The following is a 16644-nucleotide window of genomic DNA, read 5'->3' on the forward strand; positions in this document are numbered from 1 at the left end:
GTTAGAGCCCCCTATAGATGCGGTCAAAGAAGCACATCTCCGTATCCCGGGGGCCGCTGTGCGCCTCCGGGTGGAACTGGACGCAGGTGATGTTGAGGTCGTCATCCTCGAACCCTTCAACGGTTCCGTCGTTCACGTTCCGGTATGAGACTATGCATCCCTCGGGCAGCGTCTCCTCGTCCACCGCAAACCCGTGATTCTGCGTCGTGATGTAGATGCTCCCGTCCCGGTAGCGAACCGGCTGGTTTGTCCCACGGTGACCAAACTTCATCTTGTAGGTCTCGGCACCGAGGGCGAGCGCTGCTACCTGGATACCCATGCAGATGCCGATGATCGGCACCTCACCCACAAGATCGCGGACGCACCTGATGGCGCTTGTTGCCCTCTTCGGATCGCCCGGTCCATTACTGATGAAGAGCGCATCAGGCTCTACTGCCATTACCTCGTCGGGTACGGCATTGTGCGGGAAGACGTAGATATCGGCGCCGCGAGATCTGAGACTCTCAAGGATATGCCGTTTTACACCGAGATCGATGACCGCAATCCGTTTTCCTGACCCACTGATCCGGTAGGGCTCAGGGCAGGAGACGCTCCCGATAAGATCCACCTCGCTGATCGGAGGGACCGCCCGAGCGCGCCGGACAGCCTCCTCACCATCCGTGCTTCCGACAATGAGAGAGGCCCGGAGCGTCCCGACCGTCCGGGTCTTTATCGTCAGGCTGCGGGTGTCGACGCCTGAGATCCCGAGCAGACCGTTCTCTTCAAAAAACTCCGCAACTGAAGGGCGCATTGCAGGCGCGCGAGCGATCTCGCGCGCGATGCAACCCCGCGCGTGCACCCGTGCGCTCTCAAAATTCTGATAATCTACACCATAATTCCCGATGAGAGGATACGTAAACATCAAAATCTGCCCGGCATAACTGGGATCAGTCAATGCCTCCATGTAACCGGTCATCTGCGTCGTGAAGACGAGTTCCCCGGAACATGTCCCCTCAACGCCAAAACCATCCCCTACAACAAATGTTCCGTCTTCAAGACCCAGAACCGCCTTCATGAATTACCATACCATGTGGATCGGATTCCGTATTAACGGTAATGACCGATCGCGCACCGCCCCCGGTCACCGCGTCTGAAACCTAAAACAAAGAGTCCCATAAACACGAAATATTGATGGCGGCCGAGCGCCAGATGGCATGCCGTGGGTGAGAGCGCGAGAGAGTTGACTGAGATCATCGAGACGCCTGAGGGGACGTTTACGGTCAAACTCACCCTCGATGACCTTGGGAGCATCTATCCTGGCATGATCCGGTACACGATCGAGGTCCTCCACGGCACGACGACAGTATACACCTACGCAATCAACTCCTACGAGGCGCCGCCGATCTCCCTCTTTGATACCCGGAAGGCGGCGGAGATCGTCTTTGCGCGGCTCGTTCACGACGTGGCCTCCCGCCCCGAGGCCTATGTGCGGCCACGTCTCTTCACCCGCCCGCTCCCGGGGACCGGCGCGGCCGACGTCGTCATTCTGCAGGGGAGTCCGCGCCGGTTCGGGAACTCCGCGAAAGTTGCGTCGTGGTGCTACGACGAGGCCACCCGTATGGGTCTCACCTCCCGGGCCTTTTATCTGCACGAGATGGATATCAGGCCATGTATCGGCTGTTACGTCTGCTACAACCATGGCTACTGTCCGGTTGATGACGATATGCCCGCGATCATCCGGGCGCTTGAGACCGCATCGGTCCTCGTCGTCTGCACCCCGGTCTACACCGGGACCGTCCCGGCTCCCCTCAAAGCGCTGATGGACCGCTGCCAATGGCTCCATGCCCGGGAGAAGATACTCGGGAAGGAGGTGCACGCCCGTGGGCTTCTCGTCACGGTCGCCGGCAGGCGGGGAGCCGAGCCATTCGTCTGTGTGACGCGTGTGGTCGACATGTTCATGAAGAACCTGGGGATCCGTCCCGCCGCACCGGTGCTGATCGGCGATCTCGACCGGGCGGGTGATGTAGGCGTGATTGCTGGAGCTGAGGACGATATCAGGGCGGCGTTCCGTGCTCTGCTCACTCCCCGGGACGAAGGATAATATAGCCCGAATCCCTCACCGAAGGTACATGGCAGAAGTGACTGTTGAGATAGTCGGGTTTATGGAGTCCGAATGCGGTCCGTTTCCCTGCGATGAGACGCGATCCTGCGGCCTTGAGACCTGCTACCCGTCAAATAGCCTGATGGACGCCGTCAGCGCCCTGCGTGATGAACTCCTCTACGATTACGGCGATAAGGTCGAGGTGAAGATGACGCTGCTCGACGATGAGATGCCCGACCACGTGAGGGAGATCATTGAGGAGCGTCACCCCCCCATCCCGATCATCCTCGTCAACGGGAGGCTGACGTCGATCGGGAGGATCTCGCTCGATCTGATAAAAGAAGAGATTGATTATGCCCTGGAGGAATCCTAGAATATCTTCTCCAGTTCTCCGGTCGCAAGATCGAAGTAGAGGCCGTGAACCCCAATTCGTCCCTCTTTTTCCGCAGCCTTGACCGTCGGGTAGGTGCGGAGGTGCTCAATCTGCAGGGCAACGTTCTCAATCTCGATCTCGCGCAGCCGGTACTTTTCCTCTTCGGGGGTCTTCGGCGCAGGGATCCTGGCATCAACCCGGTGTTTCGCCTCCATCGCGTTATTCAGCCAGAGCGGGATGTATACGTCATCGGTCTCATGGCCGAGCGCCTTCATAGCGCCGCAGTTCGAGTGCCCGCAGATGACGATATCCCCGACCTTGAGGTGGTTGACCGCGTATTCAAGCACTGTCGCGAAGTTCCAGTCGTGGATTGGGACAATGTTCCCGATATTGCGGTGCACGAAGATCTGGCCGGCTTTTGCGCCGGTTATGCGTTCGGGATTCACTCTTGAATCGGAGCATCCTATCCAGAGGACCTCTGGATGCTGGGCCGATGCAAGCGGGCCGTAATGTTCTGGGTCCTTTGCAAAGTCTTCCTTTACGAAGCGCTTGTTGCCCTCAAGAAACTTCTCAATCATCCGTAAACTCCGTCGTCAATATTGGCGACCGTCCTGGACGGATGCGCCTACCGTGGAGGTTGCGTCCTGAGATTAAAAACATATTCGCCGGGATGTTGCAAAGAGATGGCCAAAGATAAAGGCAGTAACCTGCTGGATTTTGCTTCAGGCATTTATGAACACTCCTGTTCGTCAACGTGCGGTTTAGGGATGCAGGGTACAAAATCATCGCGATTATAGGGTATATTTATCCAATCGGGGCTCTCTATCAACGAAAATAGATCGCCGCCGGGAGCCGTTGCACGGGAAAAGTCCATGCGCTCATCCCGGATGGGAAAATAAAGGTCATTCCGCCCGTTCTAGCAAAAAAGAGGTTACTTCTGGACGGCGCCCAGGTTAGCCTGTTCGACGGTCTGCGCATACCGGGCGAGCACCCCGGTAAGCCGACGTTCCGGCGGTCTCCAGGTTCGCCGCCGCTCCTCGAGGGTCGCCGTATCGACAATGAGGTCGAGGCGTTTCTCGTAGAGGTCGATCACGATCTCGTCGCCGTTCTCCACAAGAGCGATCGGCCCACCGATCGCGGCCTCGGGAGCGACGTGCCCGATGCACGGGCCCCGGGTGCCGCCCGAGAAACGTCCGTCCGTCACCAGTGCGACCCTGGCATAGCCGAGACCCATCAGCGCCGAGGTCGGCGAGAGCATCTCGGGCATCCCCGGCCCTCCCCGAGGTCCTTCGTAGCGGATAACGATGACGTCGCCCTCTGCGATCTCACGGTTGAGGATCGCCTTCATCGCGGCCGCTTCCCCGTCAAAGACTCGTGCCGGACCGCGGTGACGCCACATCTCCTTGGAGACGGCCGCGCACTTGATGACGGCGCCGTCGGGGGCAAGCGTTCCTCTGAGGATCTTGAGGCCGCCGGAGGGGCTGACAGGAGCATCGGTCGTGTGGATCACCTCCGGGTTGGTGACTCTCGCGGCTTTCGCGATATCGAGGATCGAGCGTCCCGAGACCGTCGGGGCGTCGTCGAGATAGCGCTCGAGCATCGAAAGGACCGCGGGGATTCCTCCCGCCCGATGGAGCGCGAGCATCGAGTGCGGTCCCCCGGGCTGCATGTGGCAGATATGCGGGGTCTCCTCGGCGATGGTATTGAAAGTCTCAAGTTCGAGGGGGACCTCCGCCTCCCGGGCGATGGCCATCAGGTGGAGCACAGTGTTTGACGACCCGCCGAGCGCCATGTCCACGCGAATGGCGTTTTTGATGCTTCTTTCGGTGACGATGTCTCTTGGATGGATGCCCTCCCGGACCAGATCCACCACCCGCTCCCCGCTCTCCCGGGCGATGCGGAGTTTTGCCGCGTCGACTGCAGGGATGGCGGCAGTCCCCGGGAGGGAGAGGCCGAGGGCCTCGGTCACGCAGGCCATGGTATTTGCGGTATAAAGCCCCTGGCAACTCCCGCACCCGGGCATTGCCGCGCACTCGAGTTCCCCGAGTTCCTCCTCGCACATCGTCCCGGCGGCGATGCGGCCCACACCCTCAAAGACGTCGATGAGGGAGAGCTCGCGGCCCGCCGAATAGCCGGGGAGCATGGGCCCGCCGGTGACGACGATCGTCGGGATGTTGCACCGAACCGCCGCCATCAGCATCCCGGGGACGATCTTATCACAGGTCCCGATGCAGACGAGGCCGTCGAACCGGTGCGCCTCGACCATCAGCTCGACGGCGTCGGCGATGTTCTCACGCGAGGGGAGGGAATAGCGCATCCCCTCGTGGCCCATCGCAATCCCGTCGCAGATACCGATGGTCCCGAACTCGAACGGCACGCCGCCCGCGGCCGCGACACCCTCCTGCACCTTCTGCGAGAGCGACCGGAGGTGGATGTGCCCGGGGACGATCGTGTTGTACGCGTTCGCTATCCCGATGAAGGGCTGGTCCATCTCCCGGTCGGTCACGCCGAGCGACCGAAGCAGCGCCCGGTTCGGAGCACGCTGGTAGCCTTTCTTTACCGTCTCACTCCGCATGGTAATTCTCATAGGAGGTAAGCGTGCGAGGGGAAAAGAGGATTCCGGTTGCAGGGAGTGGTGCACGGATAGGATGGAGAAATTTTCCGGCATAGTTGAGGGTAAGAATACTCGTGTTTGAGAACGCCTTACCTCGCCCGCTCCTCAAGGACTCATATTTTACGGTTCGAACGTTCCGAACATGGATTTCCAGCGGCTATCGCCATGCACTGCCCGCCCCCTTGGGGGCGGAACGACTTTCCCGCAGGGAAAGGAGTTTGAGCACCGCCAGGTGCGATTGAGGAGCGCGAAGCGCGGGCGGTGGGGGTTTGCGGCATCATCTCGCAGGCAAGGACCCTCAAAGACCCACAGATATTCTACATCTCTTCTTGAGGGGATAATTTCGTCATGTCAACGAATCACACAGAACATCTATTTTAGGTGCGGAGACAGGGGAGGGGGGCAAGCCCCCTTCGCACCTAACGGTGCTCGAACTCAGGGCGTTCCGCCCTTCGTTCTCGAAACTCTTCGAGTTTCTCAAGCTCGCTTCGCTCGCACCTCGCACCTAACGGTGCTCGAGCTCCGGTCCTTCGGACCATCGCACTCCCCGTCGGCCCCTCCCCCAATGGCGATATCCACCGGAAATCCGTGCATGGGTGTGAATGACTACGAGCAGAAACAGAGGACTAAAAGCACAAAGGCCCTCACGTCACCCCCTGAAGGGCATGCCCTATAGAGCCGCCCAATTCTCGCCAACACTTCTTAAAACACCACCAACCCGGAATAATCAGTGCAAAAAAAGAAGATGCTAGAACAGCGCAGGGGATCATCCGCCCCCCAAATCTCCTTCAACCCTCGTAAAGTTCCACCACCCACCCGATCACGATCACCGCCGGCGGCCGGACACCTGCGGCGCGGGCCTTCTCGGCGATGTCGGCAAGGGTCCCGACCGTCACGCGCTGGTCCGGCCGGAGCCCCCGCTCGATGATAGCCACGGGGGTCGCGGGGTCCTTGCCGTTCGCCGTGAGGGCTTTCGCGATCGCGGGGAGGTTCTTTACGCCCATCAGAACGACGAGGGTCCCTTTCAGGCGGGCGAGGACCTCCCAGTCGAGGGCGGACTCGGGTTTCGTGGGGTCTTCGTGGCCGGTGATGAACGTCACCTGCGACGCGTATCGCCGGTGAGTGACCGGTATACCGACCATCTCGGGAACGGCGATGGCGCTCGTCACTCCGGGTACCACCTCGACGGGGATGCCGTGCTCCCGGAGGGTCTCGACCTCCTCCCCGCCGCGGCCGAAGAGGAAGGGGTCGCCTCCTTTTAAGCGGACAACGGTCTTCCCTGCCTTGACACGCTCGACCATCAGCGCCTCGATCTCGTCCTGCTCCATGGTGTGGTTGCCGCCGTACTTCCCGCAGTCGATGAGTTCGGCGCTCTTAGGAAGCGATGCGAGGATCTCCTCGCCGGGGAGCTGGTCGTAGAGGATTACGTCCGCCGCATCGATCACCTCGCGGGCCCTCATCGTCAGGAGGCCGAGCCCGCCCGGGCCAGACCCCACAAGATACGCTTTTCCTGTCATGGTTTTATCCCCAGTGCTGCATATGCCTCCCGGATAAGGTCGGCCGCCTGTCGGCGCAGTTCGCGCCCGCACTCCCGCGCCTCGTCGATTGTTGTTATGTGTCGCTCGATCCGCTCCCAACGGGAGCCGTCGAGCGCGAGCACCTCGGCGGTCAGGTTCCCGTTCCGGCAGTAGATCCCCTGCGGGGTAAAGCACCCGCCGCCGACCTCCTCCATGACGGCACGCTCGATCTCCACATCGAGACGGGTGGGCGCGTGGTCGAGGGGGGCAAAGACCTCGGCGACGGCCGGGTCGTCCCGGCAGACAACCGCAATGGTCCCCTGGTTTGGGGACGGGACGAACCGGTCGGTCGGGAGGGGCTCGCCGGGGAGCGTGAGGTTGAGCCGCTGGAGGCCCGCCTCCGCGAGCACGATGGCGTCGTACTGCCCCTCGCGGAGCTTCCGTATCCGGGTATCGACGTTCCCCCGCAGTTGCTTCACCTCAAGCGCCGGTTCCTCGCGGAGGAGCTGGGCGCGGCGGCGGGTGCTCGAGGACCCGACGATCCTGACCGCATCGAGGGGACCCTCGTGCGCAAGAAAATCCGCAGGCGAGTCCCGTTCAAGCACCGCACAGCAGACGGTTCCCGCAGGACGGGCTGCGGGGATATCCTTCATACTGTGCACCGCAGCGTCGATCTCGCCGCGGATGATCGCCTCATCAAGCGCCCGCACGAAGACCCCCTGCCCGCCGATGGCATGGAGCGGGACGCCGGTTGCGGTGTCGCCCTCGGTCGTGATCGTGATGATCTCCGTCTCGATACCCCGGTCGGCGAGGAGGCCGGCCACCTTCTTTGTCTGCGCAAGCGCGAGAGCGCTTCCCCGTGTGCCTATGCGAAGAGACATGATCCGTATGCGTCTGCTATCTGTTCGATATCCTCTTTCGTGTGGGCGGCGGAGAGGAAGTTCGTCTCGAACTGCGAGGGCGGGAGGAAGATCCCGGCATCAAGCATCGCCCGCCAGAACCGCGAGAACGCTTCCGTGTCGCACTCCTTGACCTCCCGGTAGTTCCGCGGAGGTTCGCCCCGGAAGAAGTGCTTGAAGAGCGAGCCAATTCTCACGAACGAGCCGCGGTGCGCGTCTGTGGCGACCTCTCCGATCGCCCGCGTGGCCTCGTCGAGCCGCCGGTAGATCTCCGGGTGCTCGTGGAGGTGGCGGAGGGTCGCATACCCCGCCGCGAGGCTCGCCGGGTTGCCGCTGAAGGTTCCGGCCTGATAGACCGGGCCTGCGGGGGCAACCAGTTCCATGATCTCGCGCCGCCCCCCGAACGCTCCGATGGGGAGACCGCCGCCGATGATCTTTCCAAACGTTGCAAGGTCCGGCTTTACCCCGTACAGCACCTCCGCGCCGCCGATTCCGACCCGGTACCCGGTGATCACCTCGTCGAGGATGAGGAGAACATCGTGAGCCGCGGTTATCTCCCGGACGGCGGCGAGGTAGCCGTCATCGGGGAGGACCGGGCCGACGTTCCCCATGATCGGCTCGAGTATGAACGCGGCGATATCGTCGTTTTTGGAAAGAAGGTCTTCCAGCGCCTCGGGGTCGTTGTAAGGGACCTGCCGGGTGTGTGCTACAAGGTCCGGGAGGACGCCTGCAGAGTCAGGCACCCCGAGCGTGGTCGCTCCCGACCCGGCCTTGACCAGGACAGCATCGTGGGCGCCGTGAAACCCACCCTCGACCTTGACGATGTCCTGTCTCCCTGTATAGCCCCGGGCGAGCCGGATCGCGGCCATCGTCGCCTCGGATCCCGACGAGACGAACCGGACCATCTCGATGGCGGGGTGATCGTCAACAAGCATCCCCGCAAGGTCGAGTTCGAGCGGCGTCGGCGTGCCGTAGAGCCACCCCTTCGCGAGCTGCCGCTCGATCGCCTCCCGGATCTCCGGGTGCGCGTGGCCGAGGATGAGGGGCCCGTAGCCGAGACAGCAGTCGATGAGGTCTACTCCGTCGACGGTCGTGAGGCGGGACCCTGCGGCGCGCTCCACGTAGAACGGGTAGGGCTTGATCGCCCGGACAGGACTGCTGACGCCGCCCGGCATCAGGGTCTTAGCGCGACTAAAGAGGTCACTGCTCTTCATCGAGCCACCTCGCCGCATCTTCTGCAAAGTAGGTGATGATCAGGTCGGCCCCGGCGCGCTTGATGGCGGTGAGGCTCTCGAGGGCGACGGCACGCTCATTCAGCCATCCGCGTTCTGCGGCCGCCTTGATCATCGCGTACTCCCCGCTGACCTGGTAGGCCGCGACCGGCAGCCCGAGATCTTTTATGGCCGCGAGGATGTCGAGGTAGATCCCTGCCGGCTTGACCATCAGGATATCCGCCCCTTCGGCCGCGTCGAGCTCCGACTCCATCACTGCCTCCCTCGCGTTACCCGGATTGATCTGGTAGGTCGTCCGGTCGCCGAACGCAAACCCCGAGTCTGCTGCATCGCGGAACGGCCCATAGAGAGCGCTTGCAAACTTCGAGGAGTAGGACATGATCAAAACATCCTGATATCCGGCCTCATCGAGAGCCCGCCGGATCGCCTGCACCATCCCATCGAGCATACACGACGGTGCGACGATATCAGCGCCGCTCTCCGCGTGAGAGACGGCAATCTTAGCCATCAGGTCAAGCGAGGGATCGTTTAAGAGGTCTGGACCGTCGGCCGTCTCCCCGACGATCCCGCAGTGGCCGTGGTCGGTGTACTCGCAGGCACAGACATCGGTCACAACAACCATCTCCGCCAATCGCTCCTTGATCCTCCGGACGGCCTGCTGGACAACGCCGGCCGCCGCGTATGCCTCCGTCGCCGCGCTGTCCTTGGCGGCCGGTATTCCAAAGAGGATCACAGCCCGGATGCCGGCGTTCCAGAGGCGCTCGCAGCAGTCGGCGACACCGTCTACCGGGTAGCGGAACTGCCCGGGCATAGAGGCGATCGGAAGCGGTGCGTCTATCGATGCGTCGACAAAGATCGGCGCAATAAGATCGGTCTTCCTAAGTTCTGTCTCGCGGAGGAGCGGCTGAATGATCCGCCGCCGCATCCGCCTCATTCTTCGTTCTGGGAACATAACTCCCCCTGGGTAATTGCCCTCATCAGGGCTTCTGCTGTCGTAGTATCACCACGCTCTGCGCTTGTTCGGATGGCCATCGTCACGTCGGAGAGGAGTTTTTTGGTGAGCGCACGACAGAGGTCGTCGATGACCTCCACCGTCCGGTCGTCCATCTCCCCGAGGCGGGCAAGCGCCCGATCCCGTTCACGCACCCGGATCGACTCCGCCCATGTATACAGGAGAGCAAGCGTCTCATCTGCCGCTGTTCGCCGGAGGAGCCGGATGAAATGGTCGAGTTCTTCATCGATGATCTCGCGTGCCCGATCCGCCTCGCTCCTTCGGGAGTCCATGGCGGCGTCGTTGATGCTCCGAAGGTCATCGATTGTAAAGAGGTGTACGCCATCGATCGATCGAACCCCATCTTCGATGTCGCGGGGCTGGGCGATATCGATCAGGATCAGGTGGCGGGGGTGCGGATCGAGCGGCCAGAGACGCTCCTCCATCACTCCCATGATATCCTCGGTTCGGATGACCGGGTGCGGCGCTGCAGTGCAGGAGATGACGACATCAGAGAGCGCAATGTAACGGTAGAGGTCCTTGAAGTTGACCGCTCGCCCTCCGATCTTTTCTGCAAGCATCACCGCGCGATCGTAGGTCCTGTTCGCAACGTAGATGGCCGTAAGGCCCTTCGCGGCGAGCGCCTGCGCCACGAGCACCCCCATCTCACCGCTCCCGACGACCAGGATGTGCCGGTCGCGAAGGGTCCCAAGAAGCCTCTCTGCAAGTGTCACGGCCGCAGAACCGACCGAGACCGAACCCCGGTTGATTCGAGTCTGACGCCGGACTCTGACCCCTACGTGGACCGCTTTGTTGATACAGAGCTTGATCATGCTGCTTGCTGTCCCCGCTTCCTCTGCGGCCGCAAGCGCCCGTTTGAGCTGTCCTAGGATCTGGTCCTCCCCGACGATCAGGGAGTCGATGCCGGCAGCGAGCTCGAGGAGGTGACGCGGGACGGCCTCGCCTTCGATAACCGCAAAGTCACGCCTGCCATGCTCTTGCAGGAACCCCTCAAGGCTCTGCGCATCGCCCTGCACCAGCACCTCGACGCGGTTGCAGGTCTGGAGCAGGAGGGCGCCCTGGAATCGCTCCCGCGCCTCACGGAGGAACGCCGCTTCATCGGGGAACCGGAACGCTTCGAGCGTTGCGATATCTGCAGTGTGGTGACTGATACCCGCGAGCGCGAGCGGGATCGTGAGTGAATCAGGCATGCAGATACCTCTTGATGGCCAGTCCGCGTGCCCGGCTATAATCGGAGGCGAGCGCTTCCCAGATCTCGTCGTCCGAAAGGATCTTCCAGAGGATACGGGATCGCTCCTCCTGCACCGGTTCAGTCTTCTTGAGCATCGAACGCACCTCTTCTTGCAGGTCGATCATCCGGTCGAGATCTGCATACTCAGCCTCGAGCTTTTCGCGGAGGTAGCGGGATACGGCGGGGCTTTTTCCGCGGGTGCTGATCGCGACCAGGTAGTTGCTGCCCCGGACGATCGAAGGGATGATGACGTCACCCGGTTCTCCGGCGGCGTTATTGAAGAGAACTCCCATCTCAGCGCATAATTTCCCGATGCGGTTGTTAATCACCGGATCCTGTGTCGCGGCTACGGCGAGGAACGCACCCTGCAGGATGCCACGGAGCGCTTCGTCCGTGAGGGATGAGAGGTCGGCCTCCTGCCGCTGGACTGCAAGACCTTCAAGATCCGGCGAGAACGAACGGCTGATCACCGTTACCTCCGTCTCATGCTCGAAGTATGCAGCCTTCCTGGCACCGACGTCGCCTCCCCCGAAGATGAGCACCCTCCTGCCCGTCAGGTCAAGCATGAGAGGGATCATTTGTTCTATAGTCTGGTGAACGGACTAGATTAAGATGTTGAAAGGCCCCACATCCCTGGATCGGGCAGATATCACCCCGGGTCCCGGCTGCTGGGCCAATGCGCTTAAAGAAGGATTTAATGGCTGGAAGTTCCTCTTCTTCATGAGATCTATGGCTGATGAGACGTATGCTTTCAGCAGGCTGGATGGCGCCTTTAAGCGCACGAAAAGCCTGCTCTGGCCGTTCCGGTGGGGTGTCTGGCTCCGCCTGGCATTGATCGCGCTCTTTATTGGTGGTGTAAGCCTCCCAGGCACTTCCGACTATAACTTCGGGGAGGGCGATCTTCCGCCCGGGATCGAAGGCTCCCTTCCCGGGATCCTGCCGCTCGTTGGGGTCATCATCCTCGCCGCACTGGCACTCGTTCTGATCTGGATGATCGTCGGCGCGGTGATGCAGTTTGTCTTCGTCGATATGCTGAGGACGGGGGATGTCCACATACGGCCTTTCTTTGGAGAGCGACTCGGGAAAGGGCTGCGGCTCTTTCTCTTCGAGGCGGGTTTTGCGATCCTCCTGGTACTCGGTGTCGCGGCGCTCGCCGTTCTGCTCTTTGTGTTTTCCGGAATGGGACGCGTTCCCGGTGCGCCGCTTCTCCTCCTCGTCTTCATCCCGGCTATCCTGGTTTTGAGCCTCATATTCGGGATTATCTTCCTCCTGACCACCGACTTTGTCGTCCCGATCATGATCCGCGAGGACTGCGGTGTCATCGAGGGGTGGCGGAGGCTGATCGGGGTGATCTCTACCAACGTCTGGCAGACTCTCCTCTATATCATTCTCCGGTTGGTGCTGGCTTTCATCGCCAGAATTGTTCAGATAGTCCTGATCGTCCTGGCAATGATGGTCATCGCGATACCGTTCATTCTCATAGGGTTCGTGTTCCTTGCCGCACCCATGGCAAACATCCTGCTGCTCCTTGCGCTCCTCATTCCCTATCTCGTCATCGCAATCCCGGTCACGCTCCTGATCATGGTGCCGTTCGTCACGTTCTTCCGGTACTATGGTCTGCTGGTGCTTGAGGGTCTCGCCCCGGAGTACCGGCTCCTTCCGGAGTAACTCTTTTTTTCGGGCTGTCCACATCCAGCCATACACCACCACACATGCCCTCCCATCATGATAGGATGAGGGCCGTCCTGTACTCTGCGTCACCCCTCCATCGCGGAGAGGGTGCTTTGCAATCGTCATAAATGGAAAGACTCTTCCACAATGGCACCCTCACCTCCACCAGCATGGTTGAGGTTGAGCCGCTGGTGATCCTTGCCCTGGCGCTGGGGCCGGGAGTCTTCTGGGCATGGTATTTCTACCGCAGGGATAGGTATGAACCCGAACCGGCGGCCCTGATCGCCAAGATCTTCCTCCTCGGGGCCCTCGTCACGTTTCCCGTGGCTTTTGTTGAGGGATTCTTCGGCCTCTTCATCGCATCTCCGCTGATCATGGGTGCCATCGTTGCGCCCATCGTCGAGGAGTACGGCAAGTTCTACGTCGTGCGCCAGTTTGCCTACCAGGACACGGAGTTCGACGAGCCGATGGACGGGATTGTCTATGCCGCTGCCGCAGCCCTCGGGCTTGCATCGCTTGAAAATGTCTTCTATGTCTTTACGGCCTATCTTACCTCGCCGGCACTTGCGCTCGGCACGATCGTCGTCCGTGCAATCTTCTCCGTTCCGGGGCATGCGCTTTTTGCCAGTGCCTGGGGCTACGCCCTCGGCCGGGCCAAGTTCATGGCGCCCGAACGGCGCCCCCGGATCATCATCGGAGGGCTTCTTCTCGGCATGGCCCTGCACGGCGCCTTCAACTTCCTGCTCATGACCGCTGAGATCTTCGCTTATACCATGATCATCTTCATCCTGATTCTGACCCCCGGGCTCTGGATACTGGCAAACCGCAACATTGCAGCCGCACTTCGCTATGGGCGGCAATAGATGCGCGGTGGGGAGTGTAATCATCATCTTGGGGCGGCCCACAGGGCTTGAACCCAGCCTGAGGGTGTGAAACCGTCGGGGACGACACCCCCAGAGTCCCGGCGTCATTCGATAGATTTATTACCAAGTGAGTGCCATGTTGTAAGGCACACAGGTGCGAGAACACGCGTGCGCCGATAGTGTAGTGGTTATCACTAGGCGTTGCCAACGCCTAAACCCGGGTTCGAGTCCCGGTCGGCGCACTGGGGAACTTCTTCTTTGAGTTTTTTATCCACTCAGCACACTTGCACAAGTATCCGCTATTTCAAGGGAGAGCGCCAGCATTCCCGTTGCTCTACCTTCATGAGCATCCGGTGATATCCCCGATAGATCGACGCGGAATACTTATCTCATCTACTGCCTCCTCCCCCTGCTACGATGGGGCTACAGCGGGAGATCTCCCAGTTTGACCTGACGAGCATCATTGTCGGGGCGATCGTCGGTGCCGATATCTACATAGCCTCAGCACTCACGGCCGGCCTGGTCGGCCCGTTCTCAATCGTTCTCTGGGTGGTGGCCGGCCTCTTTGCCATAACGCTTGCGATGATCTTTGCCTACTGCAGTTACTACACCCCCAGGGTCGGTGGGCCGTTTGCCTACGTTTCTGAGGCGCTGGATGACTTTTACGGTTTTCTTGCCGGCTGGAGCATGTGGGTCGCGGAGCTCCTCGCTCTTCCAGTCTTTGCAATCGCGTTTACGAATTATCTCCAGACTCTCGTCCCCCTCACCCCGGCTGCAGGAGTCACCGTGAGAGCAGCCTTCGTCGTCTCCTTGACGCTCGTCAACATAGTCGGCGTCCGGGCAGCAGGGAGACTGAACGATGTCCTGACGCTCATCAAACTCTTTCCCCTGCTCCTCCTGATCATAGCGGGGTTCGGTATCTTCATCCTCCGGCCGGAGATGCTCATCGGAAACTACACCCCGCTGCTCCCTCTCGGACTCGAGAATATCTCCCACGCTCTGGTCCTGATCTTCTGGGCTTATGCCGGGTTCGAGATGGGGACACTTCCAGCCGGCGAAGTACAGGACCCGCAGAAGGCCATCCCCCGAGCCATCATCAGCGGAATACTGATCGTCGCTCTCTTTTACCTCTCGACGAACTTCGTCCTCTTCGGGCTCGTCAACTGGACCCAACTAGAACAGAATCCCGTGCCGCTTGTCACAGCCGGCACCATCCTCTTCGGGTCGATAGGAGCGCTCATCATGACGGTCGGCGCTCTCTTCTCGGTTGCGGGGTCGGACGAATCGGGAATGCTCGGCAGCGCACGGCTCGCATATGCGATGGCGATTGACGGGCTCTTTCCCCGTGCGTTTGCGAAGGTTCACCCGAACTACGGAACGCCGTACGTAGCTCTCATTGTCCAGGGGGTGCTCGCGTTCGTCCTCTCGAACATCGGGAACCTTCCCGGGATGATATCGTTTGCTGTCTTCAACCTCGCGTTCTCGTTCCTGCTTACCTGCTTTTCCCTCATCGTTCTCCGGAGCGACCGGGCTACCAGCCTCCGCGGCCAGCGCATCCTCCCCCTCGCAGGGATCGCAATCTGCCTTTTTCTCCTCTTCTCCACCACAACCTTCGATAAAGTCGCGGGGGCCCTGGTTGTCCTCGCAGGGATCCCGGTCTACCTCTACTACTCTCCGAAGGCAGATATGCGCCACCTCAAAGATCTCTTCCTCTCCGAGGAGGCCGTGCTCCTGCGACGGCTTGAGGCAAAGGAGACTTACCTCGCAAACTTCCTGAACCTCATCCACAGGATTCTGAGATGGACTCGGGGATAACACCCGTCTCCTCCCGCTCATGGAAAAGCAGCCGATGGACCCGGTCGCCGCCCTCAAGATTTTTGTCGCAGTCATCATGACGGCCGTAGAGGCAGATGCGATGCTTTGGTCCATATCGCGGATTCGCTGGCCATCGATAGCCACATCTGCCTCATCACCTGCTCGAACCGGTCAACCAGATGCTACAGAAGCGTCGGTCGTACTCCCAAAGGGCCGGATCGCTCTCCATCTCCCTGGCGCATTCGTGTGGACCAAAGTCACCCCGCTAATAAAAAGAGAGGGAAAAAAANNAAAAAAATCGTATCATATCACGCAAAGGGGTGCTTTGCAGTGTCCTTCTGGGCGAGCACCTCTCGCATCCTCGGCTCGCCGGTCATCGCCCGGCGGATGGCGGTCTTTGTCGCCTCATAGTTCCAGTCATAGATCTTCTTCTTGTCCGACGCATCCCACTCGATGAAGACCGACGCAATGATCAGCAGGTCATCGGCCTCTTCCTCCGGGATGATGCCTTCCGCGACGCTGTCGACCACCGCCTTCGCGACGGCGGCCTGTGCCGGGCCGAAGATCAGGAGAGCCTGGTTTGCGTGTTTGATCGTGACTTTGTTGACCATCAGTGTCGAAGGCCTTGCAGGAACGTTGGGGGTGAGGACAGCAAGGAGCGGCGTGTGGCCCTTTGCCGGCGATGCAAGCGCCGAAACAAAGGCCTGCTCCACGCTGCTTCCCTTCTTCCCGATGACAAGGTCGACATGGGCAACCTCCGGCCCTTCGCCGACCAGTGCTTCTCCGATGAGTGCATGTTCGATATTGACCATAGTCTCACACTCCAAGAATTGTGAATGATGGTAATGGAGTATCTGGAAGGAAAAATGTTATGAAATACATCCCTTTTCTTGGCAGAGGAGACTCGAGTGCCTCTCGAGCGGCGAGAGGGCATCGGCCCCTTATCGGTCTCGTTCCTCGTTCCGAGGCATGAACGGCAGGGCTGTCTGTAAACCTCTGATGCTTCTCAAAACCATACCCTTATATCCCTCGCTCCGTATTATAGGTTAAAACGCAACGGTCTTCACAGTCGTGTCCGCATAGGGATGCTTGAACGCATTCAGAAGATAATGGTTGCGTCAGGCATATTGAATCAATTGGGGGGCTTTCGTGGATTCGATCAGGATTGCAATTGTTGGCGTCGGGAATTGCGCCAGTTCGCTGCTCCAGGGAATCGAATATTACCGCGGGAAAAGCGAGGATGTCGCAACCGGACTGATGCATTGGGACCTTGGCGGCTACCTGCCGTCTGATATCGAGGTGGTCGCAGCCTTCGATATCGATGCAAGGAAGGTCGG

At 60.4% G+C, this 16644-nt stretch carries 15 protein-coding genes, 1 tRNA gene and 1 pseudogene; 7 read left to right on the plus strand and 10 right to left on the minus strand.

Translation table 11 applies throughout. The features are described from left to right. Position 1: 1 nt before the first annotated feature. Entirely contained in the window at positions 2 to 1054 is a 1053-nt protein-coding gene (gene carA, locus ACI94_RS01605) for a glutamine-hydrolyzing carbamoyl-phosphate synthase small subunit (RefSeq protein WP_066954261.1), read from the minus strand. 144 nt (positions 1055 to 1198) lie between these two features. Between carA and ACI94_RS01610 the strand changes: the two genes are divergently transcribed. After that, complete coding sequence (locus ACI94_RS01610) at positions 1199 to 2080, plus strand: flavodoxin family protein (RefSeq protein ID WP_066954258.1); 882 nt, start codon at positions 1199 to 1201, stop codon at positions 2078 to 2080. Between the two features lie 28 nt (positions 2081 to 2108). Continuing rightward, positions 2109 to 2453, plus strand: coding sequence for a hypothetical protein (locus ACI94_RS01615; RefSeq protein WP_066954256.1), 345 nt, complete (start codon positions 2109 to 2111; stop codon positions 2451 to 2453). On the opposite strand, the gene ACI94_RS01620 is transcribed toward ACI94_RS01615, so the two are convergent. The 8 genes from ACI94_RS01620 to ACI94_RS01655 all read right to left on the minus strand — a co-directional run bounded on the left by ACI94_RS01620 (position 2450) and on the right by ACI94_RS01655 (position 11536). After that, a complete protein-coding gene (locus ACI94_RS01620) occupies positions 2450 to 3031 on the minus strand; it encodes a carbonic anhydrase (protein ID WP_066954253.1) in 582 nt (193 codons plus the stop codon). The two genes, ACI94_RS01615 and ACI94_RS01620, sit on opposite strands and share 4 nt — an antisense overlap. A gap of 353 nt (positions 3032 to 3384) precedes the next feature. Next, positions 3385 to 5028, minus strand: coding sequence for a dihydroxy-acid dehydratase (gene ilvD / locus ACI94_RS01625; RefSeq protein WP_273258493.1), 1644 nt, complete (start codon positions 5026 to 5028; stop codon positions 3385 to 3387). A gap of 827 nt (positions 5029 to 5855) precedes the next feature. After that, on the minus strand, positions 5856 to 6584 hold the full coding sequence (gene cobA / locus ACI94_RS01630; protein WP_066954247.1) for a uroporphyrinogen-III C-methyltransferase: 729 nt from the start codon (positions 6582 to 6584) through the stop codon (positions 5856 to 5858). Then, positions 6581 to 7465, minus strand: a complete 885-nt coding sequence (gene hemC, locus ACI94_RS01635) for a hydroxymethylbilane synthase (RefSeq protein ID WP_066954244.1) — start codon at positions 7463 to 7465, stop codon at positions 6581 to 6583. Before hemC ends, cobA begins: the two co-directional genes overlap by 4 nt. Beyond that, positions 7450 to 8697, minus strand: a complete 1248-nt coding sequence (gene hemL / locus ACI94_RS01640; RefSeq protein ID WP_066954242.1) for a glutamate-1-semialdehyde 2,1-aminomutase — start codon at positions 8695 to 8697, stop codon at positions 7450 to 7452. Before hemL ends, hemC begins: the two co-directional genes overlap by 16 nt. Further along, positions 8684 to 9667, minus strand: coding sequence for a porphobilinogen synthase (gene hemB, locus ACI94_RS01645; RefSeq protein WP_066954239.1), 984 nt, complete (start codon positions 9665 to 9667; stop codon positions 8684 to 8686). Before hemB ends, hemL begins: the two co-directional genes overlap by 14 nt. Further along, complete coding sequence (hemA, locus tag ACI94_RS01650) at positions 9646 to 10917, minus strand: glutamyl-tRNA reductase (RefSeq protein ID WP_066954236.1); 1272 nt, start codon at positions 10915 to 10917, stop codon at positions 9646 to 9648. Before hemA ends, hemB begins: the two co-directional genes overlap by 22 nt. Then, positions 10910 to 11536 carry a bifunctional precorrin-2 dehydrogenase/sirohydrochlorin ferrochelatase gene (locus tag ACI94_RS01655; protein ID WP_066954233.1) on the minus strand — a complete coding sequence of 209 codons (627 nt, stop codon included), beginning with the start codon at positions 11534 to 11536 and terminating at the stop codon, positions 10910 to 10912. Before ACI94_RS01655 ends, hemA begins: the two co-directional genes overlap by 8 nt. A 151-nt stretch (positions 11537 to 11687) precedes the next feature. Between ACI94_RS01655 and ACI94_RS01660 the strand changes: the two genes are divergently transcribed. The 4 genes from ACI94_RS01660 (at position 11688) to ACI94_RS01675 (ending at position 15307) form a co-directional block, all read left to right on the plus strand. Beyond that, positions 11688 to 12626 (plus strand): hypothetical protein, encoded by a 939-nt coding sequence (locus ACI94_RS01660; protein ID WP_286681018.1) that lies wholly within the window; start codon positions 11688 to 11690, stop codon positions 12624 to 12626. 173 nt (positions 12627 to 12799) lie between these two features. Continuing rightward, positions 12800 to 13492 carry a PrsW family intramembrane metalloprotease gene (locus ACI94_RS01665; protein WP_066954696.1) on the plus strand — a complete coding sequence of 231 codons (693 nt, stop codon included), beginning with the start codon at positions 12800 to 12802 and terminating at the stop codon, positions 13490 to 13492. A 170-nt stretch (positions 13493 to 13662) separates the two neighbouring features. Next, positions 13663 to 13734: transfer RNA gene (locus tag ACI94_RS01670), tRNA-Gly, on the plus strand. Between the two features lie 175 nt (positions 13735 to 13909). Further along, on the plus strand, positions 13910 to 15307 hold the full coding sequence (locus ACI94_RS01675) for an APC family permease (protein ID WP_066954230.1): 1398 nt from the start codon (positions 13910 to 13912) through the stop codon (positions 15305 to 15307). 308 nt (positions 15308 to 15615) lie between these two features. Here ACI94_RS01675 and fae read toward each other — a convergent pair whose 3' ends face one another. Next, positions 15616 to 16119: a formaldehyde-activating enzyme gene (fae, locus tag ACI94_RS01680; RefSeq protein ID WP_066954227.1), complete on the minus strand. Its 504-nt coding sequence runs from the start codon at positions 16117 to 16119 to the stop codon at positions 15616 to 15618. Positions 16120 to 16456: 337 nt separating this feature from the next. On the opposite strand from fae, the pseudogene ACI94_RS01685 reads away from it, so the two are divergent. Continuing rightward, a pseudogene (locus ACI94_RS01685) lies at positions 16457 to 16644 on the plus strand (inositol-3-phosphate synthase); the annotation flags it as partial.

Source organism: Methanoculleus sp. DTU007 (assembly GCF_001512385.1).
Taxonomy (GTDB): domain Archaea; phylum Halobacteriota; class Methanomicrobia; order Methanomicrobiales; family Methanoculleaceae; genus Methanoculleus; species Methanoculleus thermophilus.